We start from the raw sequence: 24466 nt of genomic DNA on the forward strand, positions 1-24466 counted from the left end.
CATCATATGGTTGACTGCAGGAACCCGAAAACACTCCTAGAGGTTTGCCATCGGTGTAACTATGTCGATAGTAGTGGCACGAATTGCAAATGCAGAGACCGAGGGTATCGTGGATGACTCAGGGTGATGATCGGATTTTAGAGACGTTAGAATCAAGCGGTTTAGTCCTAACCCCTCGTGTCTTAGCAGAAAACACCGACTACACCCGAAACTATGTTAGTAAACGAATGAAGAAGCTCCGAGAGCATGATCTTGTAGAGCGTGTTGATAATGGTCTTTACCAGATCACCGACCGCGGCCGGGCTTATCTCGCTGGGGATCTTGACGCCGAAGATCTAGAAGAAACTGAAGCTTGACGAATCAGTCACTCCTCCACTAAATGTCGAGAGAATTCCAGCGTCTGTTCTCCTTCCTCTGTGAGACTCAAATACTTGCTTCCGCCATACGATTGCTTCCGAATAAATCCCTTTTTTACCAACGGATCTATTATTTCGTCATTAACAATATCGTATATATTGTCCTTGTCTTCCCGGTCAGCACTTTGTACGACGTCTAGATTTTCTTTTTGCACGAATTCGTTCAAGTCTCTGATCTTGACTTTTTCATCCGCATCGTCTTGCTGTTCGAGGAAAGATAGTACTTCTACAAAATCACGCTCTGGAGGATCAATGGGATAAGCGGGTAACTCGAATTCATCTTTGACTCCCTTACTAACGGGTTCGTTTCCGTAGTCCTCTGCTCTGACATAATATGGTGTTGCGTTTGACATCATACAAGCCAGCATCCCACTGATAGCAGTAATTTTGCTTCCAGTCGAAATGTTCACTTTGACATCGTCATCTGGGTGTTGTTGGATCACGTGCGAGAATTTCTGGATTGCTTCATCAACATCGAAGATGTTACAGTCGACAGTTTCGTGTTCAATCTCGGCATCGTCTAACTCTTCCTGAACCGTTTTTCGGCATTCTCTGGACTGATCGTCGTCATCTGTAACTAATAAATAGACCTTGTCCGCTCGACTATTTATTGCAGGCTTGTAGATCCGTTCGTCTTCGTATCCCTGTGGGGCGATGTGAATTCGGAATGTGGTTTGGAGTGGCATATCTTCTCCTAGATTATTGCTTATTGATAAGCGTGATTACTATGGCTGAAGTATCATTAATTTTATCAGGGTGGATATTCTAGAGGCTCTAGAATGCCAAAATCGTCTAGCTTCCCTCTCCTGTCTAGTCTTATGGAACCATCCAGATCCCGACAATAGCGCCCCTCTTTATTATCATAGACAGTGTACGTATACGTAAGGACAAGGCTAAACTGAATTCATTGAACGGCAAGTGGCGATGAGTGAATTCGGCCGTTGGTGGCGGCCGAATTCGTCCCCCGTGCGACGAGAAGCGCTGTCGAGGTGGTGGCCTCAACAGGTCATTGCATTGCGGCATATTAGCTTCTTCGATGAACACGGGCGGTAGTACAGTGGCAAACGGAGAGCCCAAATCTCCGCCCTATACAGTGACAGTCAAAGACGACATCGAGACCTTCCTGACCAATAACGGTCAGTCGACGGTCAACGAGATTGCAGATGGTATCGACTACAGCAATGGCTACACGCGAGAGAACGCGAAAGAGATGAAGGCCAATGGGCGAATCGACGGTGCGAAGACGACTCGAATCCCGGCGGTCATCATCAACAACAACTACAAGGTACTCACGGGCGACCGTGACTACCTTCTGAGCCTGGTGAAGCAGTATGCGCCAGGTAAACTCTCCCGTGCCAAGTCGATGTCCACAGGGGACCTCCAGGACCTCATCCGTGACGAGATCGCCGACAACGTCGTCGGCGGTCCGCATCGCTGGGAGTTCTGGTAGTAGTCGAGCCGTAACTGAACCGCTCGCAAAACACTATTTTTTAGACGAGATCAGAGACGATGGAATTAGATAGAGATGTCTCTTTTGTAGCCAGAAGTGCCACATCGTCTGTAGACTCCAATAGTTGTTCAACAGTAGCGTGAGATATTGATGCTGGACGGTTTTCAGCTCCGTGTGGGCCAAGATACACACCAATTAGACCCTTGGATTCAGAAAACGTTACGTAGTGGTGACCGTCAGCGGAGGGGAATCGAAGTGTGAGTTCTCCTTGTAACTCTTTAATTGGGTTCGTCCAAGCAACACAATCTATAGATTCGGGATCAAGTTCCCCGTCCAGATACTCAATTAGTGGTGTCTCAGAGTTTACCGAGCGGAGTGTTTCTTTTATTCTGCAGTGATGTGGTCCAGACTCGACCTGAGATACCATGGTGTTGTAATATTGCTGGGGTCTATTGGTACCACCGATAAGCCAACGATTAGCTTGTAATGTCTAATAATGGATTATCAATCCAATTAGTCGATCCGGCCTCTAAACGTCGTTAGGGCGTTAACACCACTCATCGTCCATCGCCTCCGTCGGCCCTGGCCTGCGGCGCAGCGTCGGACTCGCGGCCCGAGATCGCCGCCATGCTCTCGGCGTGAGCCTCGAACGCGTCGCGGCCCGCGTCGGTCAGCCGATACGCGTTCGTCCGGTCGTCGACGGCCTCGGTCTCGATCAGGCCCGCCGCTTCCAGCGTGTTGAGGTTCTGGTACAGCCGGCTGTGGTTCACGGGGTCGCTGTAGCGCTCGCCCAGCCACTCCTTGAGCGCGAGGCCGTAGGGCAGTTCGTCGTCGGCTTCGAGCGCGACGATGGCGTGCAGCAGATCACGCTGGAAGCCCGTGCGGTCGAACCACGTCGTCATCGCTGGCCTCCGTGCATACCAGAAGCCTGAACGACTGGGCTTGAAAGACTGCGGCGGGCAGGTGACCGAACCGGGGTTTCGTTCGAGGTGGATCGGCGGAGCGTCGCTGTCCGGTCGGTTTTCGGGCGACTGACGGATGACCGAATCGTGATCGAATGTGACCGAATCGGTGGCTGAATGCACGGGCGGTGCGACTGTCGCTGCGTCGGGTTCGTGGTCATGGAGAATCACGCGCGAGTGCGCTGACGGTCAGCTGGCCGAGCAAGTGGCCGCAGGGGTCGGCCGTGTAGCCGGTCGGCCCGTCGCAGGCGATCCCGTCGAGCGGGGTCCCGCAGACGGGGCACTGGCCGGCGGTCGAAGACTGTGCGTCGGTCCGTTGGGACCTACTAAGTCCCTGGAGTGCGTCGGTTTGCATGCGTTGGTGCGGCCAACGCGATGCCTGTGGTTCCAGCACGGGCATCGACCCCGTTTTCGCGGTAGTCGTAGCCCCGAGAGGCATCGCACCGGCCTCACGACCAAAATATTGGTCACAAGTAATAAGTCTTGCCCAATATATTGGTCTAATATGGAAAGATATTGGTTGAAAACGGCGAAAACCCCCCCAGTTAACCCCATTCGGAGCGCTTCGCCGTTGTGCCTCGCCGACACCGGAGTACTTGGATGACGGGGAGAGACGACATCATCCTCGAATATCTCGCAGAGACTGGTGTCGCGCTGAATAAACGCGGGCTGGAGATCAATCTCAGTAGCGATGGGTACGATATCTCCTACTCCACAATCAAGCGCAGGCTCCCGAAGCTTGAAGCGGCTGAATTAATTGAAGTCGCTGATCCGAGTGGACCATGGTACAGAATCACCGAGAAGGGTGAACAGTATCTTCAGGGCGAGGCTGATCTTCGAGACGAGCCTGAACCAACCTCCTGATTCTTGATTGCCTCATCACTGTTGTCCTTTACTAATTATCAAGAATTCTCGCATCATCACGACCGCTCCTTTGGATTATAGAGATGAGTAATACTACAGTTTTCTTCCTTCTTGGTGCCTTTCGGCTAAAAATCATCTATTGATGAGTTTTTAATGTTCTTCCATAATCGATCCACAATCGTACGGAATTCTCCCTCGGGAGAGCCTGAAGCGATTGACGCCTTACTTGAGTGAATAACTAATTGGCCAGGATCTGCTCCCACCTCATTAGCTACACAATCCTGTAAACGTGCGAGGCCCAAAAGGTTTCCCGGAACTTTGAACCGGTAATCATGTGACCGGTAAAAGGCTGTTAGGTGTACTGTTTCGTCAAATAGCTTGAACGAAAGGTGTGAGAGACAGGGTAAATTTCGGGTTTGTTGGCGGTCAGATGCACCGTGATACAACGCAATGTCAGAAGACGTTCCCTGAAGATTGATCTCATAGCAGGCCTTGAAAGGGTGCCCACCAGGGCTGTTAGCTCGGTCTAGTTTCTCTATTGTTTTTTGCAGTGGATTGAAATCTTCTCCAGTTTCGGGGTCTTTACGCTGAATCATCCTCTCGAAATATGTACCCCAATTATAACCATTGCTCCTCTGAAGAATGATATCAAGTTGGTCTAAGTATTCATCATAGACATCTTCGATTGAGAATTTCTTGTCACGGTAGAGCGAGGCCGGAAATATAGTTTCTGCAATAGTATTGATTGGATCCATATCTGCATTATCGTAATGATGATCAAGCTTTTCGTTGATCTCATCTTCAAGGCTATGGCTTTCACTAGGTGACTCAATGTGTAGAATTATGTCTTGTTTATAATCTGTATCAAGAAGAGGTTTAGTGGCTAATACCCAAGCTTCTAATCGAGTATCTGCTTCAATGAGTTCGGTCATCAATCTTCCCCTCGATTTACCAATAGTAGTCCCTCAAGATGATCCTCAAGGAATGATCGGTCAAGCCAAGCATATCCTGAGTCTGCCCACTCACTGCCCCAGCTATTTCGGACTAATATCACCAGATTTCCATCGAATTCCCCAAGTCCCACCCCAACGACGGCGTGACGGCCTACGATCTCACCCGGATACAACACCCAAGGAGGCTTGGGGTCACGAAACTCATCGGTAATTGCTATTCCCAAAATGGGATATCTACCTTCTTGTATAAGTCTCTGCACAACTTCGATTGAAGCGTTTTCGAACGATGAATCAGATTGGTAGTATTCAACACCACTGGGAGGCGACCACTGGAGGTGATTCTGCATAGTTATTTCTTTACAGTGATGTCGTTCAGGCTGGCCTGTCTCAAAAAGTGCCTCCTGGATCTCCATCATGTTACAACCAGATCTAAAGCCGCCCTCAGACGCGGTGTAATGAAGGGCCTCTGCTGACAATGAATGTTCTATATTCTTGTTGATCCTATGAACGGCAGAGGTCGCATATGATAAGCAAGTTTTGAACGGACCCTGGTCTTGAACTTCATGAAAGTCCGTCCTACGATCAACTTTTGCCTCCAACATCAAGCCATCCCTCCCTGAAGGAAAGCTTCTTTTCTGTTTCGAGGAAGTCCGATCTCTTGCCCACCTCGAGTATCGATCGAGAATTTCAGTTCCTCGATCACTTCATTATTCCACGGCCTCATATGTCTGAATTGGATATTATAGTTTCCCGGATCTGGAAACATGAACGCGAACTTCCTCGATCCAGAGGACCCGTATTTTTCCCCCGCGGATTGGCCATCATGTATTTTTTCTGCCGGAGACGTTTCTGGGAATTCCCAACGGTATCCTGAGGAAGCCAGTTCTTCAAGCTCAATCACAAATATATCCTCTTCATCGGCGTTCAATCGAATGCTACTTTCTTTTTCGGAAAGTGACCAGATGTCCGCATAGGAGTTCCAAGGAATGCTATCGGGGACAAAGAAGCTCTTACATTCCTTAGGAAGATCTGGATTATCATTGAACTCTTCTCCTTTTTCTTGTGAGAGTAGATCATGGCCTACTAATGTCCAGAGAGTCGCTTCGAAGCTTAATCCCAGCCGGTTTGATAGCTGATAAATGTATTTCGGAGTCTGGAGTTCTTCTTGTCCCCAGCCGTTTCGTCGAGCGTGTTGTATGACGATATCCCTCGAAGCGAGTAGTTCGGAAGCAAATGCGTCAGCAGTTATTTCTTCGATCGGCCGCTCACTGTCAGTTGAAACTCTCATATTCACACTGCATTCGTCATCTACCTGATCACCGTGGCCTAACACAACGTGTCCAAGTTCATGTGCCAGTGTGAACCGCTGAAGATGTTTTGGTAAATCCGCTTTGATTAGGATACCCTGCTGATCTCCAACTGTAATTGCTCCACCCCACAGATTGTCAAGTGGCCTGAAAAATATTGGAATTTCTAATTTATCAACAATCTTCCACAGATCGAACTCCCCTTCCTCTAGGTGGCGATCTTTAAACTGACCCGCCTCTTTAGCAGCTTCCAGGATTTCGCTTCGATAATTAGTCATGAGAGTCACCGCCGTTTTGCCTAGAATTTAGATATTTCAAAAATCTTTGAATCTCATTCCTATCATTTTCAGACAAGTCCTCATTACTACGCTCAAGTACTTCGAATGCCTCATCAGCTTCATCGTTCGTTTGATCACCACACAGCTTGTCTACAGATAGCTCGTAAAGATTAGCTAGCCCTTCTAAACTATCTGATCCAATCTCTCTTTGCCCACTTTCAATTTCTTCAACCGCTGTTTGTGAGAGGGCCAAGTAATCCGCAATCTCCTGTGTTGAGAAGCCCCGATATTCACGCTCGTCTTTTAATCTCTCACCCAGCGTCTGAGATTTTTCGTTATTCTTAGTCATCGTCCTGAGTCTGAGTGTCACTTACCTTCTCTCTGAGTTGTGGGAGAAGATCGTCAATGAAGTTGTCAACTGATTCATACCCTCCTTCCTGAATCATCGACATATCGAAATCAATATCTAGATGCTCTTCGCAGATCGGTGCCGCTTGTGCAGCAGTTTTAGAATCAATTTCAGGAAGATCTCCCCACAGATCGGTATCGCCCAGTGAATCATCATCAGCCCCACTTAGTCCAGAATTCTTTTGATCCCACCATTCCCGAAGCTCATCCTCAAGACCTGCTAGGTCCTCATCTATATCTTGAGCTTCGGATGGAGAGTCCATTCGTGTAAGTGAAATTGACCGAAAGAATGTTATAGCTTACGGTGATCTCTGGGCAATTATGGCTCAAAAGGCCCAAATCTATCGATACAAAACCACCGAGTGACTTTATTTATTGCCTTCTAATTGTGCAGCGGACACAATCCACTCGTCAAGATAGAGGCATTGTATCTTAAACTCTGTAGAATCAGGACATATAGCAATACCACGGTCGAGGAATGCAGATGACTCTGTCCATTTGATTTGTACATCATCGAAACCAAGATCAGACTCCATGAATGGATAATATGATTTGTAGACTGACTCTTTAGTTGAGAATATACCTAAAGCTGTAGGTTTAGAACCTATATGATCTGGATTTTCTCCTTCATTCACCACATGGGAGAGCCCTTTGCCCCCCTCACTGTTAAATTCAAGATCAATTCCGAGTGACTCTGTAAATCGACTTTCGACTACTGCAGCGAGCAGAATTGGACCTTTATGCGTTAGGCTCCCTGTGTACCCTTCCGGCCATTCTCTATATCCTTCTGCTGTCTCCTTGATCGGATACTGCTCTCCAGAATCAAAGTGATCTGTTAGATCGGTTAGTGCTGTTTTGCGAGCCTCAGCTCGGGCAGCCCGAAGTTTTAATCTGGCCCTTTTAGCAGAAAGCTGATCCAATGGAGGTAGGTCATTGGAGAAGGAGCCCCCCGTTACCTCTACATGGGGCAAGAGCCTCTCAAGCGCGGATTTTGTTTTATGATCTGCGAGCGTCACTGAGTTATAAAATTGATTCTTCTTCGATCTCGTTCCATCGTTCTTCAAGCAAAGATCCCAAATCTACACTGATCAAATCCGATGCGATCAGAAGATCTTCAACAATATTCATGGTTTCTTCTTCGAGAACTTGACGGACAGCCATGGGTTCCATATGATCAAGTGATTCCATTGCGTTTGCCATTTCACCAGCAGGCACAGCTAAGTTGGTGAAGAGCCATCCCCGGACTTCTTTTGTGCTATCCATTTTATCTAAGTAATTCAATTCTTCAGCAAGTCGTTTTGTGGTCTTGGCATCGATCCCATGGCGTGCTTGAATCTGTTGGTGAATGTCTAAATTTAGGGTATTAGCGGCAGCTAACGCAACAATGAAACTATCTGCTAGAGTTTTCTCAAGATGCTTAGTTACCTCCTGATCATTAGAATTTTGCTCAGAAAGTCGTCCTACGTATTTTGAGAAGTGCAAAACGTAATGATTCATCCTGTCGGGATAAGATGTATTGAAAATATCTTGGTGATGCTCTCGGTCATGGTCGTGCTGACGTTTTTGGAGCTCAATTAGATCGATTGATCCACTCATGTATCTGGGTTCGTGTGGATGCATAGTAATTAATCCTTCTACACATTAGCCAATAGTTCCAGATAAGATTCTGTCGTTCCCGTAAGATTCAAATGTCGCCCAGAGGCTCATTATAGCATAACATTTATGTCGGAATCCATGTTGACCCCTGACGAAATTCGGAGTGAATTCAATACAGAGTCACTTGATCTGTTTTGGAAATTTATACATAAGCGTCAAAACGTCTGGCATCGCCGAGTTATCGAAAATAAATCACCACCATGGACAGATGATCAGATATTACAAAATAATAGATTTACCAACATATATCGACAGTTAGATCCGGGAACACAATACGCAATTCAGAATATCTTAGAAAGAGATGCATCCCGTGAAGATAAGATATTTAATATCATGATGTACCGTTTGATTGGACGACTCGAAACCCATGAAGATATTGGATTTCAACCTATAGCCGACTTTGATAAGGAAGAGTTTGAGGATAGCCTCAAGCACCGAAGAGACGTGGAAAATGAAACAGTATTTACTGGAGCCTACATGGTAGCTGGATATAATCAGATGGGATCATCCGATAAGGTTGAAAATATCGCAGTACTGTTCAATCAAATTGCTTCCAACCAATCCTTCTTTAGCGAACTGTTGTCGACCGAGTCTGCCAAGCAAGCTTACAAAAAGATACGGTCACAACAAGGGTTTGGAAACTTTCTCTCCTATCAAGTTCTCGTTGATCTTCTGTATCCTGTAGACTGCTATAGCGGCCAATCGGTTCTTCCGTTTTCGCCTGATGACTGGTCGTCACCTGGACCCGGGGCTCAGAAGGGGATCAAACGCCTAATCAAGGAATCTACCCAAGTTGATGATCTCAAAATAATGAGTTGGCTCAGAGAAAATCAGCAAGCAGAATTTGATCGGTTAGGCCTTGAATTTCCCTATCTATCTGACGAGTCTGGCTCTCAAATAGAACTCTCTCTCGCAGATATCCAGAATTGTTTGTGTGAATTTTACAAATACGACAAAATCCTCAATTCGGAGGGTAGGGCAAGACGTAGATTTAGGAATTCTGAGGGGCGCTCCACAGAAGAGCTAAGATCAATCTATGAGGCTGCGCCAAGAATTTCTCTTGACGTTGAATAGGTATTCTGTTACGTGAACAGTCTACGAATTAAGGGACAGTAGAATTATATATGTCATGAATGTGGTTGAGTTATGGAGTCCAGTGACCAGTTTGCTGTTATTGAGGGAATTGATGGAGCTGGCAAAACAACTGTCTGTGAACACATCTGTGAAGATCGCGGCTATACCTATATGACCCAGCCAGAGGACTCTTGGGTGGGCAAAGTAGCACGCAGAGGTTTGAACGAGGATGTCGAACCGGCTTGTGACCTATTCCTTCACATGGCTGCTCACGCAAATCAACAAACTAAATTGAAATCTGAGCTTCAGACGGGGAGCGTCGTCATGGACCGATATTATCATTCAAGAGTTGCCTATCAGGCCGTTCAGTCGGATTTTTCGCCAAAAGAGATACTGGATTTTCACCGAGACTGGACCATCGAACCAACTCAAGTCATTGTTTTAGACCTACCTGCAGAGGTCGCTTTAGACAGAAAAGAAGAATCGAAAGATAAGTTCGAGAAGATTGAATTTCTCTCTCAAGTACGATCCGTATATAAAGATGCTTTTGGAGATAGAGATGAGGTACATTTCCTGTCCGCTGATAGACCAAGGCAAGAGGTTCTGAATGAGGTTAAGAGAGTCCTATCAAGTCCCTAATTGAATCTGAGTTCCTTGAAGAATTACCCCACAAAATGATATTAGATTCCAGCCAGCAGTTCATTCACCACAGTTGCAAATTGAGTACTTCGAATTCGATCATGTTAGCCGAGAGTTATACCGTAAGTCTCTATTCAATTATTGCCCCAAACCGCTCCAGCATCTCAACCCCTTGCTCGGCCGTCGTCGTCAGTTCATACCCGTCTTCACCCGCCTCCACGATCCCGAGACTCGGATGGGCCAACAGAACCAGCGACGACCGAATCCGCTCCTCGTCCGGGACCCCACCATCCAACATCCCGGTCAGCACGTGACGCAATTCCCCGGCAGTGTACGCACCCGCACCGCGCTCCAGCGCTTTCATCACCGACACCAGTTCACTGGCAGCGGCCCGTCGGTCCGCGATACGCTCGTCGATCTCGTCCAGTCGGTCGTCCTGGAAGGCACCCGCGTCAAACAGCACCTCCGCGACGAATTCCGGCCGTAGCCCGACCTGCTCGTGTCGTTCGACCAGTCCCCGAAGCTTGTCAGCACTCACGAGCACCAGTCCGTCCCGGTTCGCGTCGTCGATCGCAGCGGGCGTGAACCCTGGCGCGACGACGACGGCGTATTCAGCCCCACGACTTTCCTGATGCCCGCGAATCCGGCTGGCATCCGGCGACTGAAGCTGGCCGTTGCCGCGGGCCTTGACCTCGACGATCGCCTCGACCGGCTCGGTCAGCTGTACGTCCGTGTCGTCACCGCCCTCGATCCACTGGGCGTCGAACCCGAGCCGCGAAAATGCTTCGGCGACCAGCTGCTCGAACTCGTCGTAGGCGTCGCCGTTCTCGCTGGCCGCGACGAGGCGCTCGCCGAAGTCCCCCTCTGCTTCGCCACCGCCATCGTCCCCACCATCGTCGACGATATGCACCCGCGACCCGGAGTCGGTCAGTTCGTTGACGGCCGTCTCGACTGACTCGTACGCCTCCGCAACACGGTCGATCCGATTGTCCGCGACGCGAGTGAATCCCTGGGGCCGGTAGCCTCGCTCGTAGCCGACGAGGTCGTTGAACGGCTCCACGTCGATGTCGATCTCCTCGAAGTCGGTGAAGAAGGTGAGGTACTGCCATGGGTTGTCCAGGTCCCACGGATTGCCCTCCAGATCATAGAGGTGCTCGGCCAGTTCCAGGTCGTCGCGTTTCGACAGCACACGAGCCTGTGCGATGAAGCCGCCCTCGCGGTACACCAGCACGATGTCGCCCTGTGAGACCCGCTGCCACTTGTTCGCGACCGAGGTTCCCCAGACCCGGACTGGCTCGTCGTCGCTCGCCCGTGCGGTGAAGTCCTCGGGCAGAAACTCGTCCAGTTCCGCTTGCTCGTAGCCGTCCTGTACCGAGCGACGGTAGTCCTGATAGGCGTCCTCCCGTCCCGCGGTGAAGATCACGATCCCCGTCATTTCTAGCCCGCAGAACGATCAAGGAGATAAAACCGCGCGTTGTGACAACAGGCGAGAAGTGGCGACAGCAGAAGACTGAGCGTCCAGGCAGCACTGGCACACTGCAGTCTCCGGTACCGACCAACACCGAATCCTCGCAAACACGAGCCCCGGATCACGGCAGCTCTTTTGCGTAGATCGCACTTGAACACGTACATGGCTCGGGTGCGCAATCGGGACAGGTACGCTCACCATCCGACTGCTGGAAGGCGTTCTCGACGGTCGTGACCCGTTCGAAGCCATACTTCTCAAACAGCGTCGCGGAATCCGGCTGCTGATCGCGGAGCCACGCATTGCCGAACGCGACATCGGGAGCATGCGCCTCACAGACCAGATCCAGGAGCGAGTACAGCAGCGCACTACCGACACCGCGACCTTCCCACTCTTCGGTGACCCCCACCGCGTGGATCACGGCGTTTTGCTCGCCGATCGGCAGCGACGCTTTGTCGGCCAGGAGATAGTCCGCAACACCGGCCGGGGGAAACACGTGGACGATGCCGAAGCCGATGATCGTCTCGACCTCGGTGATGACGAGCCCGTACGCGGCACTCTCGTCGTCGAAGACCTGCTCGAGTGAATTCGCGAGCGCCATCCCGGTCCGACGGGACCAGAGGTCTGTCACGGAGCGCTGGTCGTACGATTTGAGCAGGCGAACGTCGAGCCGCGGTGGGATGTCAGGCGGGTCGTCCAGACCGCCCATTGCGTTAGAGCAGTTTGTGGGCACGCACTCTTATACGCTGTCACGAGCGTAGGTCATCGCATGTCCGAGGACGCTCTCACGGGTGGACTGGACTATATCACCGGTCACGTGGACATGTCCGGTGACGTGTACATTATCGACGTGGGGAGAGATGCGGTCCACGACGACCCGATCATCCTGAGTACCTGGGGTGGGGAAACGAAGACGGAAGAGCAGTCCTTCGTCGAGACGGTGTTCCCGCCGGAGTATCTGGCCGAGGAGTTCGCGCCGGATGAGAACGTCCGCGTCGCGTACGACCACGGGATCTCGGTGACCGCCAGCGAGCATCGCGGTGTGTATTCTGGCGTCGACTTCGTTGCAGTCACAGAACGACAACGGCGCGAGTTCCAGGAGGCGAATCGCGACAGTTACACACCCGATGACCAGCTTCGTGACACGCTGTATGCCCTGCTCGATTGAGGGTCACGTACTGGATTCCGAGACCGTGCGTCACTGCGGCAAGCCCGCTCTCGCTGTGCGTGGTTCGGACCGTCGAGACGCTGCGAACCGATCTATCTGGGCCGAATCCTTATACTGCTGATCTCGCACAACGACGATAATGAGTGAGTCGACTCGTGACCCGAGCAACGATCGCGAGGACGAGATTCGGATGTGGCGTGAGGACGACTGGTGGGTGATCACCGACGTAGAGACCGGCGTCACCACCCAGGGGAAGACCCGCGAGCACGCCCTGGAGATGCTCGATGAAGCGGTCGCCCTCCACAAGGGCGAAGCGGGGCACGAACCGACCGATGAGGAACTTCGCGACCTCGGCGTTGATCCGGAGACAGCACGCTCACAGGGCGGCGAACTGCCGGACGTACTCAAGTAACGGGCGATACTGTTTTCTGGACCGGAGCCGCTCGTTTTGAGAGATGGGACGGAAGGAGGTCAGCCTCGACGAAGACGTATACGAGGCGATCCGAGCGCGAAAGCACGAAGACGAGACCGTCTCGGAGGCTATCGAGCGACTCGTTTGCGGGCCATCGCTGCTGGAGATCGCCGGCATTCTCTCGGACAAGGAAGTCGATGCGTTCCGCGAAGCGATCGACGACATTGATGCTGTTGACGACGAAGACCGCGCCGAACTGGTCGACCGGTTCGAGGAGACATGATACGCGACAGGTCGCCGTGATCGATCTGATGCACGGGCAGCCGAACGCTTATGCCACTTATTGCACTATTCGAGATATGGCCAGTTCGACTCGTGACCCCAACAACGACCACGAAGACGAGATTCGGATGTGGCGCGAAGACGGCGGCTGGGTGATCACTCACGTCGAGACGGGCGTCACGACACAGGGCGATAGCCGCGAGCACGCCTTGGAGATGCTTGACGATGCACTCGCGCTTCACCGTGGCGAGGGCGAATCGATCGATACGCCAGAAGAGGAGCGCGAAGTGCTCCGGGAGCTGGGGATCGATCCCGATGAGGTTGAGTCGGCGCGCGAGGACAACGACGAACTTCCGGATTTCATGCAGTAGTCGATGCCGCGGACAGATTTCTCCGGTCGTGAGATCGTGAAGGCGCTCACGCGTAACCGATTCCATGTCGTCGACCGAACAGGGAGCCACGTCAAGCTCCGTTACGAACACCCCACGAACGAGGACGATATCCGTGTCGTCAGCGTCCCGATGCACGACAGTGTCCATACTGGGACCCTGCGGAACATCGCTGATCAGTCCGGTGCGGAAGACTTCACAGCCTTCTGTGAGTGGATCGACCGGAACTCGTAACCTCAGGAATCGACCGATGATGGACCGAAATTCAGTAGCAATCGCTCACGCGTCTCGTTCGCCGAACCGCTCGTCCCGCTGTTGATGTAGTTCTTGCTGTCACGGGCTACCACCGCCAGATCCTCACTGCCTTCGGGTAGCTCCTGATACGAGCAGATACCGTAGCCGTCCAGATCACCGAGCGCGTCGAGCAGTTCTTCGTGATCGATCTCGCTGGTCGGGTAGTAGTCCTCAGTGCCGACGTAGGGCGGATCGAAGTAGAACACCGTCTCCTCGCTGTCGTACTTGTCGACCAGGTCACGCCAGTGAAGATTCTCGATTACCACCTCGTCGAACCGGTCGGCGAACTCCCGGAGGCGATCGATCTTGTTTGCGAAGCTGAGCGCCTGATTCGAGACCTTGCTCGTTGCGAAACCGTTGTAGGCGTCGTACGCACTGCCCCACTGAGCGTATCGGAGGTAGAAGAACTGGCCGGCTCGTTTCACGTCGTCCTTCGGACGATAGCCCTGATAGAACGACTCGGCCCAGTCCGAATGAACCGCACGCGAGTACGGCACCGAGGAGAGCCACTGCACCAGCTCGTCGGGCTGCTCTCGGAGCACCTCGAAGAAGTGCACCAGATCCTCGTCGAGATCGTTGTACACCTCCACGGTACTCGTGTCGGGATCTTTGTTCGCCAGGACGCCGGCAGCGCCACCGAAGACTTCGACGAAACACTCGTGCTGGGGAACCTGATCGAGAATCCACGACGCGAGGCGACTCTTCCCACCGGGGAACGGAAAGACGGCGTCAGGCATCGTCAGGCACCCTCCCGAGCCTCGATCTCCATCCGAGCGGCGAACGCTGGGTCGGAACGGGACACCCGGACGAGCACGTCCTCGTCGCTGATTCGCTTGCTGGCCACCTGCTCGGGCCGCTGTGAGCGCGACATGTCTACATCGACTAGACGTGTGGTAAAAGGGCTGGGGCGGGCGGGTGACCGAATCGGTCCGACAACCACCGATATCGATCAATTGTGCCAAATCAGGCGCTGAAACGGTCGATGCGGGCTGACCGAACAGTGACCGAATGTGACCGAAACGGCGGACCTCGCGATCAACAGAGCGCTCGGTATCGACTATCCTGCGTACTCCCGTCGCGTTCGATCAGATCCGACCGGACCAGGGTACGCAGATACCGTCGACGAGTCGACCGTGCCTTCGGCGACTGGGCGCGGTCTTCGTAGCGGGCGTGGAGGGTCCTGCTGTCGATCTCGCCAGCATCGCGGATGATCCGTAGCAAGAGACGATGATGCGACCCCAGTGACCGGATGTCCCGATCCCGGATTTCACTCGCGGCATCGTCGGCGACGGCGTCCACGACTGGCCTGGTGAGCTGCTGGCACTCGTGTCGCTCGACGTGGAGGGCGGCCTGTCGAAGGAGTGCGATCGCGTGGCGAGCGTCGCCAGCGGCCAGGTCTGCGATGTAGTCGATGACACCGTCTGCGAGGCGCGAACTGACCAGTCCGTGATCAGCACGACCGTCGAGGATGTCGACCAGTTCGCTGTGGCTGTACCTGTTCATCCGAACAGTTTCGGCGCTCTGAATCCGAGATTTCGCCTTCGCGCTGAGTTCTGTGAACCACTCGTTCTCGTCGATCGTGATGCAGACGAGCGAGACGTTCGGGACGTTCCAGAGAGCGAGCAGCGGCTGTTCCTCAAGCGACCCGGCCTCGTCGAGGAACACGATGATGTGATCGTCACACTCACGCAGACGGCGCACGGCCTCCGATGACGCAGTTCCTTCGCGCTTGATGTCGGCACCGAGACCGATCTCGCGAACGATCTCGAAGAGAACCGCTGCAGGCGTGTTGTCTGCCATGCAGTTGACGTACGCCCAGCGTAGATTCAGTACCTCCTGCTCTAACTGGCTGAGCGTGTACTTCGCGATCGTTGTCTTTCCCGCACCACTGGGACCGACGACACAGACATCCGCGGGGCGACCGACCCTCATCGGGTCGAGAACTGACGAGAGGTGATTGAGTTGTCCCTCACGGTGGTGCAGGTCTCGTGGTGTATACGCCGGTCGGAAGACCTCTGCGTTGGTGATCATTGCTCACCCGTCACGATCGACCGACTGACCCAGTCCTTCTGTTGACTGTTCACCGAAATCCCTCCAGAGAGAGCGTCGTGATTCCGCTAACGTAGCGCCGATAGTCCGACCGATCCCATCCCAGCGGCCGAAGCACACTCTCACCGGCCCGGAGAGCCAGCTCACGGTAGAACTCGGTATCATATTGACCGAGCGACTCGTGAGCCAACTGGACGCGCTCTTTCGACCGCCGACTGTCGTCGACGACCAGATACTCGACATCCTGACCGGGATGGCGGGCGAGACCCTGATTCTTCGCCCGCCGGAGCGCAGCGACGGTTTGGGTCCGCTGGGAGTACTCCCCCACCGATTTCGAGACGCGCTTTCTGATCAGGAGGTCTGCTGGCTCTGGGCGTTCAGCCTCGATGGCTCGAATGCCGCGGCATAACCGTTCACAGACGGCCTCGGGCGATCGCTCGCGGTCGAGCGTCCAGATCAGTTCCCGCTGCAACGCTTCGATGAACGTCGGGGTACTCCGCTGGACCGCCTCGATCCCTTTCGTCACGATCTCGTCCTCACCAGCGACCCGGCCGAAGTACTTCGTCAGCGCGCCGGCCTCGGAGTCGGCCAGCGGGACGAAACAAATCCAGTCGTAGCGGTCCTCGAACTCCAGCGGGATGGACTCCTCGGCGGAGATCCGCTCGCACAACTCCGAGATGGGTGTCTGCTCCTCGCCGTCGACGGGCTGCACCCACAGCGAGTCGACGATGCCGTGAACCACCCGCCAGCCACCCGCTTCCAGCGTCTCCTTGGCGTCCAGCAGAATCTCTCGGGCGTAGGCGTTGATTGCCTCGTGGCACTCGATGCGGCCGAACTTGGCGTTTCGATACCCCTGATAACCGAAGCAACTGACCAGAATCCACTTCAGCGCATCAGACCGAGCCTGTAGGTTCTGCTTGCGCTCGGGATCGTTCGTCGACGCGATCGCCCCTTTTATCTCATCGCGATCGTCGATGATCGGCCGGAGTACGTCAGGGATGAATCCCTCTCGGTCGCAGATGCTGTACCCGATGCCGGGCACGTCATCGGAATCGTGGCAGTCACAGCAGACCGTCTCCGGGCTGATGTTGTACTCGCACATGATGTTCGGGTAGAGCGACCCGAAATCGACCTGCACAACGTCCTCGTGAATTCCTACATCCGGCGCGAAGGTGAACCCGCCACGGTCAGCCTCGTGGAGCGTGCTGACCGTCTTGAACTGCTCGGGCTCCCACTTGTTCCACGGGATCAGCACATCGCGCTCAAGTGCCAGCCGCACCTGAATCGCTGTCAGGATCGTCCCGATCGACCCCCACGCGGTCTCCTGCAACGGTCGCCACGACCGCTCGACGAGGTCGAGCAGGCCGGGGATACCGGATTCGTCCAGGAGAAACGAGTTCGCCTCGTCGACGACGGCTCGGCCCGGAACACGGTACCGGGCTGGCGAGTGACCGACCTGCCCGTAACTCTCGTAGGTACTGGCCCCAGCCAACTGCTCGTAACCGTCGGCCCGACCGAGACGGAAGTCATCGAGACCGCGGTCCTGTGCCTGCTCGTGACAGAACGGAACGATTCGCGCGGTTGAGCAACAGAGTACATCGGGGTCCATGGCCCGCAGTCGCTCGTCGAGCGCCGTGAGGACCGATCCGGGATCGTCTCCGAGCGGATCACCGTCGACAGTCAGATCAGTCACGTCCTCGTCTCTGAGTGCCGTCTCGGAGAGACGGAGATGTGTGACACGCAGGTCCTGGTCAGGCACTGGCGAGGTGCCAGTCTCGACGCAGTAGCGGAATTGCGGCGCGAGATCGACGTTGTACAGCCGGAACACGCCGGGGTGAAACTCGCCGATCTCGTGGAGGCGACGAATCTCGTGTGCCAGTGTTCGGGCCTCCGTCACCCGCTCAAGACCGACACGGAGGACCGTCGACCGCTCGTCTTCGCCGAGAGACGTGAACCAGTCCTCGTACCGCGTGCTGGTGACTTTCGGATCAGCCTGCAGTGACTCTCTGAGGCCGTCGAGGGTATCGCCCGCGACAAAGAGAGCGGGCTCGTAGTCAGGATTGACTCGCCGCTCGATCCCGTCGGCAGTGACGTGCCACTCCCGAACGCCGTCGTCTCTGAACTCGCAGGTCAGGAGCGGCATTTCTCCACCTCGGCACGGAGTTCCTGAATCTCCCGCTGCTGGGCGACCAGCACGGAGAAGAGCACCGCCAGCTCGGGATCGGTACTGTTCAGATAGCCGGCGGCGTCGGCGTGTTGCTGGGCGTGCTCGAACACCCGATCATAGGCCGGCTTTGCCTCCCGTCGGAGCGCCCGCCGGAACGGCTGACAGCGATCCTCGAACCGACCGAGGAAGTCCCGATAGGTAGGGTTCGTTCGCCCCATCAGGCACCTCCCAGCGTGGCCGGGGTGATCGGGCCGATCCCCTCCGTGTCGGCCTGCTCTTCGGCGACACCGAGCAAGTCGACCCAGTACGGGATGGTGGTCTGCCAGTACCCGTCCTCCCAGTAGACCGTCGTCTCGTAGTCCTCACCGACGAAGCGGTGGCCCAACTTTGTCCGCTCACATTCGTACGAGGTCGCGACCTCCGACGCGACCTGTTCAGTAAGGCCATCGTCCGCGGTATCGGTCACGAGAACCGGGATGTCGTACACGTCGGCCACCTCTGCAAGCGCGGCCAGCACCGCGTCGAGCATCGCCGTCGCCTCGTGATCCGGCACGTCGTCGTCCCGGTACAGCGACGCCATATTGGGGACGACAATGCACCCGGTCCGTGCGGAAGCTCTGTTGACGACCCGCCGGATCAGCATGAAATGCTGATAAGCGGTGAAGCCCCTGGCGAGCCGTAGCCGCTCTAGGAGCCGTCGATGCGGTGCAACCTCGTGGAGCGTGAACGAGGAACTGGTGTTCCGAGCATCGACCCAGTACGCGACGCCGTTGACCTGCTGGATCGTGTCGAGTGCTAGCTGGTGCAGTGCCGTCGAGTGGGGATGAGACGTTTCGAGCAGGGTTAGGCCGGAATCCAGTTCGGGCAGTGCCTGATCGGGTCTGGATTCCGACGTACGGTGGTGGCACGTCATGCTTCGATTCTGTCGATTTCCATCCCGAGCAGCACCTGCTCGACCCAGTCTGGAGCGTCGACCTCGCCGTCCAGGTCGATCACCGCGGCCGTCGTCTCCTCGACGTGGGCGACTGCCTCGTCGTCGATCCCGAGCGTCCAGCGATCGTCGCCTCGTTTCACCACGATCACCGCTTCCCAGTCGCGATGCTCGCTATAGAGCTGGACAGTGACCTTGTCGCCGCCGATCTTCTCACTGACAGTCTGATCCGGTCGTCGCGTCGGTGTTTTCGACATACTCGTCGGTTGACAACGATACGTAAAAGGTCTACAGCGGGACCGAACGGTAACGGAAATCGGCCTATATCAGCGCAACTTCGGGCGGAAAGATATGTCCAGAGCTCTCGAAGAGGACGAGAACGAGCGATGAACGGAAGACGAACGGAAACGCGCTATGTAGTGTTCGTGGCGAGGGTGGTATACAACGCTTCACAACGCATTGATTTCCCCATATTCTGCGGTGAAACATCCGTTCAGTAGGTGTGCGTATTGACCGGCAGAGAATTTTCCAATCCGCGTGGATCTTGAGAGAGTCTTGCTGATACTGCCGGCTGTGACTTCGTAAAGATCTTCGCCACCCTGGATGGCGAAATCGTTCACAGACGTACAGCCAGTCGTATGAATGTACAGCGCGCATTCAGCAGTGAAGTGATTACCTGCCCCTTCCCGGATTTCCTCGTAGTTGGTCACTCCGAGTGCTCTTTCTTTTCGACCTCAGTGACGACAACGTCCCAGTCAGGATGTTCGACTCCATTCCGGCATTCGAATGCGCCTTCTACATCGAGTCCGTTCTCATAAGCCCTGAAAAGGAGTGCCTTTAGCTCGGTGTTCAATTCCGCTTTCGAGGTGATGGGAGTCTCCTCAGACGTCATCTTCCCGCGTTCCTCCCGTAATTCTCCGCTGTTGGTTCGTGTCCGGGTGTGATACTGACCACACCGTAGCTGTACACGGTTATCGCGTGATCCTCGTGCGTGAAGGTAACGTGGACATCTCCGTCCGTCCCGGTGCGAATGCGGACGAGTGCATCCAACGCGTCTGGGTCAATCGTAGAATAGAGCGGGTCCAGTTCAGTTGGGTCTACATCCATCACTTCTGCCAGCGTTGCGATAACAGCCATGCTTGCGGGTGTCTTCTCCTGATCAAACTGGGTACGAACCGTCTCACAGTCCTGCTGATACTCGACTGATTCCACACTGACTCCAGACACAACTACATTCATTTCTACCTATACTAGCGGTCTGAATCGGTTGAACAGGGCTACTGATAATACAGGAGGTTTAAATGTAGCGTCTACCAGAACGGTCACATCGAATCGGCTAACGTCGCTCCAATGAGGCGTCGATGCCCGCGTCGGAGTCGTGACGAAAGCGACTGCTGGGTGATGCCGAGCTCGTCGGCGATCTCTTCGAGCGATGCCTCGCGCGGGCTGTCGAAGTAGCCGCGCTCGTACGCCAATACCAACGCTTCACGCTGGGCTTCAGTCAACTCGTAGCCCTCCCCCTGTATCGGAAGCATTGCGTGGACAGCGGTGATCTCTATAGGGATGTCGTTTTCCTGGCAGTACTCTCGAAACTCGGCGATTGCTTCCTGATCCTCTCCGCGCACTTCGAATCGCCACTTGTCTTTCGTTCCGACCCCAGTGAGCACGGCGACGTTGGCCCTGGCCAGGGCACTGAGAACGCCAAAGTACTCTTGTTCCCACTCTGCACGCATGAGATACTCGTCCTCGACGCTATCGATCAATCGGATGTCCGTCACGCCAGGGTGTGGGTCGAACGCGGCTTCGATGTCCTCGATTTCAACGCCACGCACCCAGAAGTACGGGATGATCAGCGTCTCGTGTGGAATCAGTCGCTCCAGTTCGACTGTCACTCCCGGCAGATTCTCGAAGACGCTGCCCAGTGGAAACTCCGCTGCTGGACTCGTAAACTCCATGACGGTCGCCATGTGGGAGTCTTCGTCCGACAAGCGGATAATCGACGTGGCTGGTGTATCATGGCTTCGAGACAGAGCCAAAACACGGTCAGAAAATAGAATACCGCATTCCGCGAGCAGAGAGGGCTGACTGAATGTTGTTCGGCCATGGTGCACCATGCCATCTCCTTTTGGAGGACCTTACCCAACCTACTCTCACAAGAGAGCATGAGTGTGATTGCGGAGTTTCGAATTCCACCCGACGACTTCGAACTCGGGCAGATACTCGATCTTGATAGGGCGTCGGCGATCGAACTCGAAACGCTCGTTCCGAGTGGAGACGTTACCGTGCCGCTCTTCTGGGTCTACGAACCGGTCGAAAACGCGTTTCTCGATGTCGTCGAACGCTATCCGACTGTCAACAGCGTCACGGAGGTGGACGTGTTCGAAGAGCGGACGCTATTCAGACTCGATTGGGATGCGAGCCAGGATCATCTCTTTCGGTGTATCTTGGACAGTGAGGGGCAAATTCTGAGTGCGACCGGAACAGCTGAAGGGTGGGACTTCGAGATTCGGTTCTCCCACCGTGAGGCGTTGAGTCAGTATCAGACGTGTTGCGAGGACGCGCACATATCGCTGGAGCTTATCCGGGTATACAATCCCACGAGCCCCGGAGTTGGTCCGTGGTACGGGTTGAGTGAGTTACAACGAGATGCGCTGATACTTGCCGTTGAAATGGGTTACTACGACATTCCACGAGGCTGTACGACCGAGGAACTCGCAGACGAACTCGGGATATCTGATCAAGCAGTGACAGAGCGCTTACGTCGCGCCATCGGTGCGTTCACACGGCATGCACTCCTCACCCCCGAATCCGAGGCGTAAGTGGATCGGCACGTTCCTTTGTGTATCATGGGATAGAACCAGACAGCTGGGGCTCCGCTATGTGAGTATGGATGAGAATGTAGAGCGAGAGGTAACTGATCTGGAGGGAGTCGACGATTTTTCCATGCCTGCAAAACGAGAGCGACCGATTTCCTCCGATACCATTCTGTCGGCCGTCGGGAGCGAACACCGACGGGCTATCCTCGCCTCACTGAACAGCGCATCCAACAAGACATTGGAATACGATGCGCTCGTCGACTGCGTTGCAGATAGGATTCGAGACGAGGACGCAGCGCGAGTATCCGACGAACGTCGACAACGTGTCCAGATCGCACTTCACCATACGCATCTCCCAAAACTGGAGGAGGCTGGGATAATCGACTACGAGACTGAAACGGGCCACGTCCAGTTTGTTGGCGGTGAACTGGAACAGGATCTCCTGACACTGGTCGGGTCACGCGATGCCAACGAGTGAAAGAGGTGCAGTATCGAGGATGATTAGCACCTGTTTCGAACTCATCTTATTCATCTAGCAGGACGACCATTCTTCGACGAGTGAGAAGTATGGAAATGTCCACACTCTGAATCTCGCACGACAGTATTGACCGGTACCAGGTAGTTCAATCGCTGAGGGAGATGTGTATTCCCTCTACTGAACAGTGAGCGGCTATGAGGTCTGTTCTATGACACCCTGTTCGTGGCGGCTGACCGGATCGTTCCGTCTGGCTCGACGTGGTGGTAGGTTGTCGATCGGCCTGTTCCATCTGATGCGATCAGGTTGTACCGTCGGAGGCTCTTCAGGTACTTCCGGCGTGTCGATCTCGCCTTCGGTGAGAGGGATCGATCCTCATATCGGGCATGGAGGGTGCCGCTGTCGATCTCGCCCGCTTCGCGGACGATCTCGTACAGCAGTCGCTTGTGTGTCCCGAGCGAGCGAATCCGACGCTCGCGGAGGTCCGCCTCGGCGTCCTCGACGATCGCGTCGACGACCTCGGTGGTCAGTTCATTCAGATCGTTCTTTTCGACGTGCTTCGCAGCGCGCCTCAGGAGAGCGACCCCACTTCGTGCGTTGCCAGCGGCCAGATCAGCGATGTGTTCGACGGCGTTGTCGGCGACGCGGGCTGAGATCAGGCCGTGGACGACCCGGGCGTCGAGGATATCGACCAGTTCGCGGTGGCTGTACTTCTCCAAATGCAAGCTCTCCGCTCGTCGGAAACGCGTTTCGACGCGGGAGTCGAGTCCGGCAAGCCACTCGTCTTGTTTGGTAGTGATCGGTATCTGAGCGACGTGGGGGATTTGATAGAGCGAGAGCAACAGCGACGGATCGTCGAGCACGTCGACCTCGTCGATGATGCAGATGATCTGATCGTCGTGCTCACGAAGCCGATTCAGTGCGTCGGCCTTGTGGGTCCCTTCCCGACGAAGATCGGCCCCGAGTCCTGCATCACGAAGTAGTTCGTGGAGGGCAGCAGCCGGCGAAGATTCGGCCATGCAGTTGACGTAGCCCCACCGAACGTCGAGTACTTCGCGCTCCAAAAGGCCGAGCGTGTACTTCGCGATCGTCGTCTTGCCCGCCCCAGAGGGACCGTAGATACACACGTCCTCGGAGCGCGTGGAACCGGTCGAATCGAGAACTGATGAGAGATGGTCGATCTGGCCGTCGCGATGGTGGAGATCGCGCGGTAGTTGTTCGGGCCGGAGAGCACGAGCGTCGGCAATCATGGGTAGACGATCACGGTGTGGAGACTAAATGGCGAGCCGTCCGCAGTGAAAGTGAAAGTAAATCTCTCATCGATTTTGTTCAACAGTGACTGACATCGCAGTACTTCTGACGATCTACTAAACAACTTCTAGGTCTATTTATATATACTGTTGAGGAATGGAATTCGTTTGTGGAAACTGCAGAGGAGACATAGCAGTAGCAACGACGGGAAATATGAGTGATGTTACTTTTGTGAATCCTCACTATGTAGATTGCGGACGGGTTGCATACATCTGACGACCTGAACTCGTCGACCAGCGGTACAAACTAACCGCAGTGATCAAACTGAGCAGCGGCTTCTTACACAAATCTGCTCTGTTGAATCCGCAGATGGCGGCAGGATAGCGTCGCTCTGAAGGTGGAAGCGAAGCGGAAAGAGTGAATGTACCAATGCCACTCTTCCGCTTCGTTAAGCAAGCCGCATCGCTAGCTCAAAAGCGCTGTGCCGCCAGCCCCACGGCGGTGGTGAGTGACCCGGCTGGCAACGGATTTGCGGATTGGAAGCACCTGACGCTGCACTTTTTGCGGATTCACATGGACGCGACGTACCGCGAAATCGTCGATTGGGCGAGTGAGATGGATCGCGTTCGTGGCCTGTTGCAGTTGGCGCGAGCGGCATTCCCGGCACCCTCGACGCTGTGGCGGTCGTTCGAGCGGGTGCCAACCCGGATCTGGCGGCAACTGCTCCGTCGGTCAGCGACCGCCTGCGATCCCGGCGAGC

Annotated in this window: 35 protein-coding genes and 1 pseudogene; 13 read left to right on the forward strand and 23 right to left on the reverse strand. The window is 54.5% G+C overall.

Going from position 1 to position 24466, the window contains the following annotated elements; translation table 11 throughout:
- Positions 1 to 89 precede the first annotated feature (89 nt).
- The gene (locus AC5FRW_RS02835; RefSeq protein ID WP_493566905.1) at positions 90 to 356 is read left to right on the forward strand and encodes a winged helix-turn-helix domain-containing protein; all 267 of its coding nucleotides are present in this window, start codon (positions 90 to 92) and stop codon (positions 354 to 356) included.
- Between the two features lie 8 nt (positions 357 to 364).
- Here the strand turns inward: AC5FRW_RS02835 and AC5FRW_RS02840 are convergent, their stop codons facing one another.
- On the reverse strand, positions 365 to 1102 hold the full coding sequence (locus tag AC5FRW_RS02840) for an HFX_2341 family transcriptional regulator domain-containing protein (protein ID WP_493566906.1): 738 nt from the start codon (positions 1100 to 1102) through the stop codon (positions 365 to 367).
- Positions 1103 to 1509: 407 nt separating this feature from the next.
- Here AC5FRW_RS02840 and AC5FRW_RS02845 point away from each other — a divergent pair, with 407 nt between their 5' ends.
- Positions 1510 to 1866 (forward strand): winged helix-turn-helix domain-containing protein, encoded by a 357-nt coding sequence (locus AC5FRW_RS02845; protein ID WP_493566907.1) that lies wholly within the window; start codon positions 1510 to 1512, stop codon positions 1864 to 1866.
- Positions 1867 to 2423: 557 nt separating this feature from the next.
- On the opposite strand, the gene AC5FRW_RS02850 is transcribed toward AC5FRW_RS02845, so the two are convergent.
- Both AC5FRW_RS02850 and AC5FRW_RS02855 read right to left on the reverse strand, forming a co-directional pair.
- Positions 2424 to 2768, reverse strand: a complete 345-nt coding sequence (locus AC5FRW_RS02850) for a PadR family transcriptional regulator (RefSeq protein ID WP_493566908.1) — start codon at positions 2766 to 2768, stop codon at positions 2424 to 2426.
- 217 nt (positions 2769 to 2985) lie between these two features.
- Positions 2986 to 3183 carry a hypothetical protein gene (locus AC5FRW_RS02855; protein WP_493566909.1) on the reverse strand — a complete coding sequence of 66 codons (198 nt, stop codon included), beginning with the start codon at positions 3181 to 3183 and terminating at the stop codon, positions 2986 to 2988.
- 218 nt (positions 3184 to 3401) lie between these two features.
- On the opposite strand from AC5FRW_RS02855, the gene AC5FRW_RS02860 reads away from it, so the two are divergent.
- Positions 3402 to 3692 carry a winged helix-turn-helix domain-containing protein gene (locus AC5FRW_RS02860; protein WP_493566910.1) on the forward strand — a complete coding sequence of 97 codons (291 nt, stop codon included), beginning with the start codon at positions 3402 to 3404 and terminating at the stop codon, positions 3690 to 3692.
- Positions 3693 to 3817: 125 nt separating this feature from the next.
- On the opposite strand, the gene AC5FRW_RS02865 is transcribed toward AC5FRW_RS02860, so the two are convergent.
- From AC5FRW_RS02865 to AC5FRW_RS02895, 7 genes are all read right to left on the reverse strand, one after another.
- Positions 3818 to 4624, reverse strand: a complete 807-nt coding sequence (locus tag AC5FRW_RS02865) for a thymidylate synthase family protein (RefSeq protein ID WP_493566911.1) — start codon at positions 4622 to 4624, stop codon at positions 3818 to 3820.
- Complete coding sequence (locus AC5FRW_RS02870) at positions 4624 to 5247, reverse strand: C1 family peptidase (protein WP_493566912.1); 624 nt, start codon at positions 5245 to 5247, stop codon at positions 4624 to 4626. Before AC5FRW_RS02870 ends, AC5FRW_RS02865 begins: the two co-directional genes overlap by 1 nt.
- Positions 5247 to 6230 carry an ImmA/IrrE family metallo-endopeptidase gene (locus AC5FRW_RS02875; protein ID WP_493566952.1) on the reverse strand — a complete coding sequence of 328 codons (984 nt, stop codon included), beginning with the start codon at positions 6228 to 6230 and terminating at the stop codon, positions 5247 to 5249. The genes AC5FRW_RS02870 and AC5FRW_RS02875 overlap by 1 nt, the downstream gene beginning before the upstream one ends.
- Complete coding sequence (locus AC5FRW_RS02880) at positions 6223 to 6600, reverse strand: helix-turn-helix domain-containing protein (RefSeq protein ID WP_493566913.1); 378 nt, start codon at positions 6598 to 6600, stop codon at positions 6223 to 6225. The genes AC5FRW_RS02875 and AC5FRW_RS02880 overlap by 8 nt, the downstream gene beginning before the upstream one ends.
- Positions 6572 to 6901: a hypothetical protein gene (locus tag AC5FRW_RS02885; RefSeq protein ID WP_493566914.1), complete on the reverse strand. Its 330-nt coding sequence runs from the start codon at positions 6899 to 6901 to the stop codon at positions 6572 to 6574. Before AC5FRW_RS02885 ends, AC5FRW_RS02880 begins: the two co-directional genes overlap by 29 nt.
- Before the next feature lie 105 nt (positions 6902 to 7006).
- A complete protein-coding gene (locus tag AC5FRW_RS02890; protein ID WP_493566915.1) occupies positions 7007 to 7654 on the reverse strand; it encodes a hypothetical protein in 648 nt (215 codons plus the stop codon).
- A 4-nt stretch (positions 7655 to 7658) separates the two neighbouring features.
- Positions 7659 to 8234: a hypothetical protein gene (locus tag AC5FRW_RS02895; protein ID WP_493566916.1), complete on the reverse strand. Its 576-nt coding sequence runs from the start codon at positions 8232 to 8234 to the stop codon at positions 7659 to 7661.
- Between the two features lie 138 nt (positions 8235 to 8372).
- Between AC5FRW_RS02895 and AC5FRW_RS02900 the strand changes: the two genes are divergently transcribed.
- Together AC5FRW_RS02900 and tmk are read left to right on the forward strand one after the other, a co-directional pair.
- Positions 8373 to 9368: a nucleotide kinase domain-containing protein gene (locus AC5FRW_RS02900; RefSeq protein WP_493566917.1), complete on the forward strand. Its 996-nt coding sequence runs from the start codon at positions 8373 to 8375 to the stop codon at positions 9366 to 9368.
- A gap of 72 nt (positions 9369 to 9440) precedes the next feature.
- Positions 9441 to 10007, forward strand: a complete 567-nt coding sequence (tmk, locus tag AC5FRW_RS02905; RefSeq protein WP_493566918.1) for a dTMP kinase — start codon at positions 9441 to 9443, stop codon at positions 10005 to 10007.
- A gap of 130 nt (positions 10008 to 10137) precedes the next feature.
- Here the strand turns inward: tmk and AC5FRW_RS02910 are convergent, their stop codons facing one another.
- A complete protein-coding gene (locus tag AC5FRW_RS02910; RefSeq protein ID WP_493566919.1) occupies positions 10138 to 11442 on the reverse strand; it encodes a restriction endonuclease in 1305 nt (434 codons plus the stop codon).
- Between the two features lie 154 nt (positions 11443 to 11596).
- Positions 11597 to 12181: a GNAT family N-acetyltransferase gene (locus AC5FRW_RS02915; RefSeq protein WP_493566920.1), complete on the reverse strand. Its 585-nt coding sequence runs from the start codon at positions 12179 to 12181 to the stop codon at positions 11597 to 11599.
- A 60-nt stretch (positions 12182 to 12241) separates the two neighbouring features.
- On the opposite strand from AC5FRW_RS02915, the gene AC5FRW_RS02920 reads away from it, so the two are divergent.
- The 5 genes from AC5FRW_RS02920 to AC5FRW_RS02940 all read left to right on the forward strand — a co-directional run bounded on the left by AC5FRW_RS02920 (position 12242) and on the right by AC5FRW_RS02940 (position 13957).
- Entirely contained in the window at positions 12242 to 12640 is a 399-nt protein-coding gene (locus AC5FRW_RS02920; RefSeq protein WP_493566921.1) for a hypothetical protein, read from the forward strand.
- 139 nt (positions 12641 to 12779) lie between these two features.
- The gene (locus AC5FRW_RS02925; RefSeq protein ID WP_493566922.1) at positions 12780 to 13052 is read left to right on the forward strand and encodes a type II toxin-antitoxin system HicB family antitoxin; all 273 of its coding nucleotides are present in this window, start codon (positions 12780 to 12782) and stop codon (positions 13050 to 13052) included.
- 43 nt (positions 13053 to 13095) lie between these two features.
- Positions 13096 to 13335 carry an antitoxin VapB family protein gene (locus AC5FRW_RS02930; protein ID WP_493566923.1) on the forward strand — a complete coding sequence of 80 codons (240 nt, stop codon included), beginning with the start codon at positions 13096 to 13098 and terminating at the stop codon, positions 13333 to 13335.
- Between the two features lie 76 nt (positions 13336 to 13411).
- Entirely contained in the window at positions 13412 to 13705 is a 294-nt protein-coding gene (locus tag AC5FRW_RS02935) for a type II toxin-antitoxin system HicB family antitoxin (RefSeq protein ID WP_493566924.1), read from the forward strand.
- Between the two features lie 3 nt (positions 13706 to 13708).
- Positions 13709 to 13957, forward strand: a complete 249-nt coding sequence (locus AC5FRW_RS02940; RefSeq protein WP_493566925.1) for a type II toxin-antitoxin system HicA family toxin — start codon at positions 13709 to 13711, stop codon at positions 13955 to 13957.
- 2 nt (positions 13958 to 13959) lie between these two features.
- Here the strand turns inward: AC5FRW_RS02940 and AC5FRW_RS02945 are convergent, their stop codons facing one another.
- The 10 genes from AC5FRW_RS02945 to AC5FRW_RS02990 form a co-directional block, all read right to left on the reverse strand.
- Entirely contained in the window at positions 13960 to 14754 is a 795-nt protein-coding gene (locus AC5FRW_RS02945) for a DNA adenine methylase (RefSeq protein ID WP_493566926.1), read from the reverse strand.
- A 2-nt stretch (positions 14755 to 14756) separates the two neighbouring features.
- Positions 14757 to 14888, reverse strand: a complete 132-nt coding sequence (locus AC5FRW_RS02950) for a hypothetical protein (protein WP_493566927.1) — start codon at positions 14886 to 14888, stop codon at positions 14757 to 14759.
- A gap of 164 nt (positions 14889 to 15052) precedes the next feature.
- Positions 15053 to 16048, reverse strand: a complete 996-nt coding sequence (locus tag AC5FRW_RS02955) for a Cdc6/Cdc18 family protein (protein WP_493566928.1) — start codon at positions 16046 to 16048, stop codon at positions 15053 to 15055.
- A 49-nt stretch (positions 16049 to 16097) separates the two neighbouring features.
- Complete coding sequence (locus AC5FRW_RS02960; RefSeq protein WP_493566929.1) at positions 16098 to 18209, reverse strand: type B DNA-directed DNA polymerase; 2112 nt, start codon at positions 18207 to 18209, stop codon at positions 16098 to 16100.
- Positions 18197 to 18451: a DUF8156 family protein gene (locus AC5FRW_RS02965; RefSeq protein ID WP_493566930.1), complete on the reverse strand. Its 255-nt coding sequence runs from the start codon at positions 18449 to 18451 to the stop codon at positions 18197 to 18199. The genes AC5FRW_RS02960 and AC5FRW_RS02965 overlap by 13 nt, the downstream gene beginning before the upstream one ends.
- Positions 18451 to 19146 (reverse strand): hypothetical protein, encoded by a 696-nt coding sequence (locus AC5FRW_RS02970; RefSeq protein ID WP_493566931.1) that lies wholly within the window; start codon positions 19144 to 19146, stop codon positions 18451 to 18453. The genes AC5FRW_RS02965 and AC5FRW_RS02970 overlap by 1 nt, the downstream gene beginning before the upstream one ends.
- Complete coding sequence (locus tag AC5FRW_RS02975) at positions 19143 to 19421, reverse strand: hypothetical protein (protein WP_493566932.1); 279 nt, start codon at positions 19419 to 19421, stop codon at positions 19143 to 19145. Before AC5FRW_RS02975 ends, AC5FRW_RS02970 begins: the two co-directional genes overlap by 4 nt.
- A gap of 449 nt (positions 19422 to 19870) precedes the next feature.
- Complete coding sequence (locus tag AC5FRW_RS02980; protein WP_493566933.1) at positions 19871 to 20056, reverse strand: hypothetical protein; 186 nt, start codon at positions 20054 to 20056, stop codon at positions 19871 to 19873.
- A complete protein-coding gene (locus tag AC5FRW_RS02985; RefSeq protein ID WP_493566934.1) occupies positions 20053 to 20376 on the reverse strand; it encodes a HalOD1 output domain-containing protein in 324 nt (107 codons plus the stop codon). The genes AC5FRW_RS02980 and AC5FRW_RS02985 overlap by 4 nt, the downstream gene beginning before the upstream one ends.
- Before the next feature lie 110 nt (positions 20377 to 20486).
- Positions 20487 to 21131 (reverse strand): helix-turn-helix domain-containing protein, encoded by a 645-nt coding sequence (locus tag AC5FRW_RS02990; RefSeq protein WP_493566935.1) that lies wholly within the window; start codon positions 21129 to 21131, stop codon positions 20487 to 20489.
- 195 nt (positions 21132 to 21326) lie between these two features.
- Between AC5FRW_RS02990 and AC5FRW_RS02995 the strand changes: the two genes are divergently transcribed.
- Positions 21327 to 21983: a helix-turn-helix domain-containing protein gene (locus tag AC5FRW_RS02995; protein WP_493566936.1), complete on the forward strand. Its 657-nt coding sequence runs from the start codon at positions 21327 to 21329 to the stop codon at positions 21981 to 21983.
- Between the two features lie 67 nt (positions 21984 to 22050).
- Positions 22051 to 22458 (forward strand): DUF7344 domain-containing protein, encoded by a 408-nt coding sequence (locus AC5FRW_RS03000; RefSeq protein ID WP_493566937.1) that lies wholly within the window; start codon positions 22051 to 22053, stop codon positions 22456 to 22458.
- A gap of 206 nt (positions 22459 to 22664) precedes the next feature.
- Here AC5FRW_RS03000 and AC5FRW_RS03005 read toward each other — a convergent pair whose 3' ends face one another.
- Positions 22665 to 23705 (reverse strand): Cdc6/Cdc18 family protein, encoded by a 1041-nt coding sequence (locus tag AC5FRW_RS03005; RefSeq protein ID WP_493566938.1) that lies wholly within the window; start codon positions 23703 to 23705, stop codon positions 22665 to 22667.
- A 430-nt stretch (positions 23706 to 24135) separates the two neighbouring features.
- On the opposite strand from AC5FRW_RS03005, the pseudogene AC5FRW_RS03010 reads away from it, so the two are divergent.
- A pseudogene (locus AC5FRW_RS03010) lies at positions 24136 to 24466 on the forward strand (IS5/IS1182 family transposase); the annotation flags it as partial.

The organism is Halomicrobium sp. HArcht3-1 (genome assembly GCF_058933345.1).

Bases quoted from the DNA above. Each gene is read 5' to 3' on its own strand.
- AC5FRW_RS02835 (WP_493566905.1), top strand. From the start codon at position 90: ATGCAGAGACCGAGGGTATCGTGGATGACTCAGGGTGATGATCGGATT.
- AC5FRW_RS02840 (WP_493566906.1), bottom strand. From the start codon at position 1,102: ATGCCACTCCAAACCACATTCCGAATTCACATCGCCCCACAGGGATAC.
- AC5FRW_RS02850 (WP_493566908.1), bottom strand. From the start codon at position 2,768: ATGACGACGTGGTTCGACCGCACGGGCTTCCAGCGTGATCTGCTGCAC.
- AC5FRW_RS02855 (WP_493566909.1), bottom strand. From the start codon at position 3,183: ATGCAAACCGACGCACTCCAGGGACTTAGTAGGTCCCAACGGACCGAC.
- AC5FRW_RS02865 (WP_493566911.1), bottom strand. From the start codon at position 4,624: ATGACCGAACTCATTGAAGCAGATACTCGATTAGAAGCTTGGGTATTA.
- AC5FRW_RS02870 (WP_493566912.1), bottom strand. From the start codon at position 5,247: ATGTTGGAGGCAAAAGTTGATCGTAGGACGGACTTTCATGAAGTTCAA.
- AC5FRW_RS02875 (WP_493566952.1), bottom strand. From the start codon at position 6,230: ATGACTAATTATCGAAGCGAAATCCTGGAAGCTGCTAAAGAGGCGGGT.
- AC5FRW_RS02885 (WP_493566914.1), bottom strand. From the start codon at position 6,901: ATGGACTCTCCATCCGAAGCTCAAGATATAGATGAGGACCTAGCAGGT.
- AC5FRW_RS02895 (WP_493566916.1), bottom strand. From the start codon at position 8,234: ATGAGTGGATCAATCGATCTAATTGAGCTCCAAAAACGTCAGCACGAC.
- AC5FRW_RS02900 (WP_493566917.1), top strand. From the start codon at position 8,373: ATGTTGACCCCTGACGAAATTCGGAGTGAATTCAATACAGAGTCACTT.
- tmk (WP_493566918.1), top strand. From the start codon at position 9,441: ATGGAGTCCAGTGACCAGTTTGCTGTTATTGAGGGAATTGATGGAGCT.
- AC5FRW_RS02910 (WP_493566919.1), bottom strand. From the start codon at position 11,442: ATGACGGGGATCGTGATCTTCACCGCGGGACGGGAGGACGCCTATCAG.
- AC5FRW_RS02915 (WP_493566920.1), bottom strand. From the start codon at position 12,181: ATGGGCGGTCTGGACGACCCGCCTGACATCCCACCGCGGCTCGACGTT.
- AC5FRW_RS02920 (WP_493566921.1), top strand. From the start codon at position 12,242: ATGTCCGAGGACGCTCTCACGGGTGGACTGGACTATATCACCGGTCAC.
- AC5FRW_RS02925 (WP_493566922.1), top strand. From the start codon at position 12,780: ATGAGTGAGTCGACTCGTGACCCGAGCAACGATCGCGAGGACGAGATT.
- AC5FRW_RS02930 (WP_493566923.1), top strand. From the start codon at position 13,096: ATGGGACGGAAGGAGGTCAGCCTCGACGAAGACGTATACGAGGCGATC.
- AC5FRW_RS02935 (WP_493566924.1), top strand. From the start codon at position 13,412: ATGGCCAGTTCGACTCGTGACCCCAACAACGACCACGAAGACGAGATT.
- AC5FRW_RS02940 (WP_493566925.1), top strand. From the start codon at position 13,709: ATGCCGCGGACAGATTTCTCCGGTCGTGAGATCGTGAAGGCGCTCACG.
- AC5FRW_RS02945 (WP_493566926.1), bottom strand. From the start codon at position 14,754: ATGCCTGACGCCGTCTTTCCGTTCCCCGGTGGGAAGAGTCGCCTCGCG.
- AC5FRW_RS02950 (WP_493566927.1), bottom strand. From the start codon at position 14,888: ATGTCGCGCTCACAGCGGCCCGAGCAGGTGGCCAGCAAGCGAATCAGC.
- AC5FRW_RS02955 (WP_493566928.1), bottom strand. From the start codon at position 16,048: ATGATCACCAACGCAGAGGTCTTCCGACCGGCGTATACACCACGAGAC.
- AC5FRW_RS02960 (WP_493566929.1), bottom strand. From the start codon at position 18,209: ATGCCGCTCCTGACCTGCGAGTTCAGAGACGACGGCGTTCGGGAGTGG.
- AC5FRW_RS02965 (WP_493566930.1), bottom strand. From the start codon at position 18,451: ATGGGGCGAACGAACCCTACCTATCGGGACTTCCTCGGTCGGTTCGAG.
- AC5FRW_RS02970 (WP_493566931.1), bottom strand. From the start codon at position 19,146: ATGACGTGCCACCACCGTACGTCGGAATCCAGACCCGATCAGGCACTG.
- AC5FRW_RS02975 (WP_493566932.1), bottom strand. From the start codon at position 19,421: ATGTCGAAAACACCGACGCGACGACCGGATCAGACTGTCAGTGAGAAG.
- AC5FRW_RS02980 (WP_493566933.1), bottom strand. From the start codon at position 20,056: ATGACGTCTGAGGAGACTCCCATCACCTCGAAAGCGGAATTGAACACC.
- AC5FRW_RS02990 (WP_493566935.1), bottom strand. From the start codon at position 21,131: ATGGCGACCGTCATGGAGTTTACGAGTCCAGCAGCGGAGTTTCCACTG.
- AC5FRW_RS02995 (WP_493566936.1), top strand. From the start codon at position 21,327: ATGAGTGTGATTGCGGAGTTTCGAATTCCACCCGACGACTTCGAACTC.
- AC5FRW_RS03000 (WP_493566937.1), top strand. From the start codon at position 22,051: ATGGATGAGAATGTAGAGCGAGAGGTAACTGATCTGGAGGGAGTCGAC.
- AC5FRW_RS03005 (WP_493566938.1), bottom strand. From the start codon at position 23,705: ATGATTGCCGACGCTCGTGCTCTCCGGCCCGAACAACTACCGCGCGAT.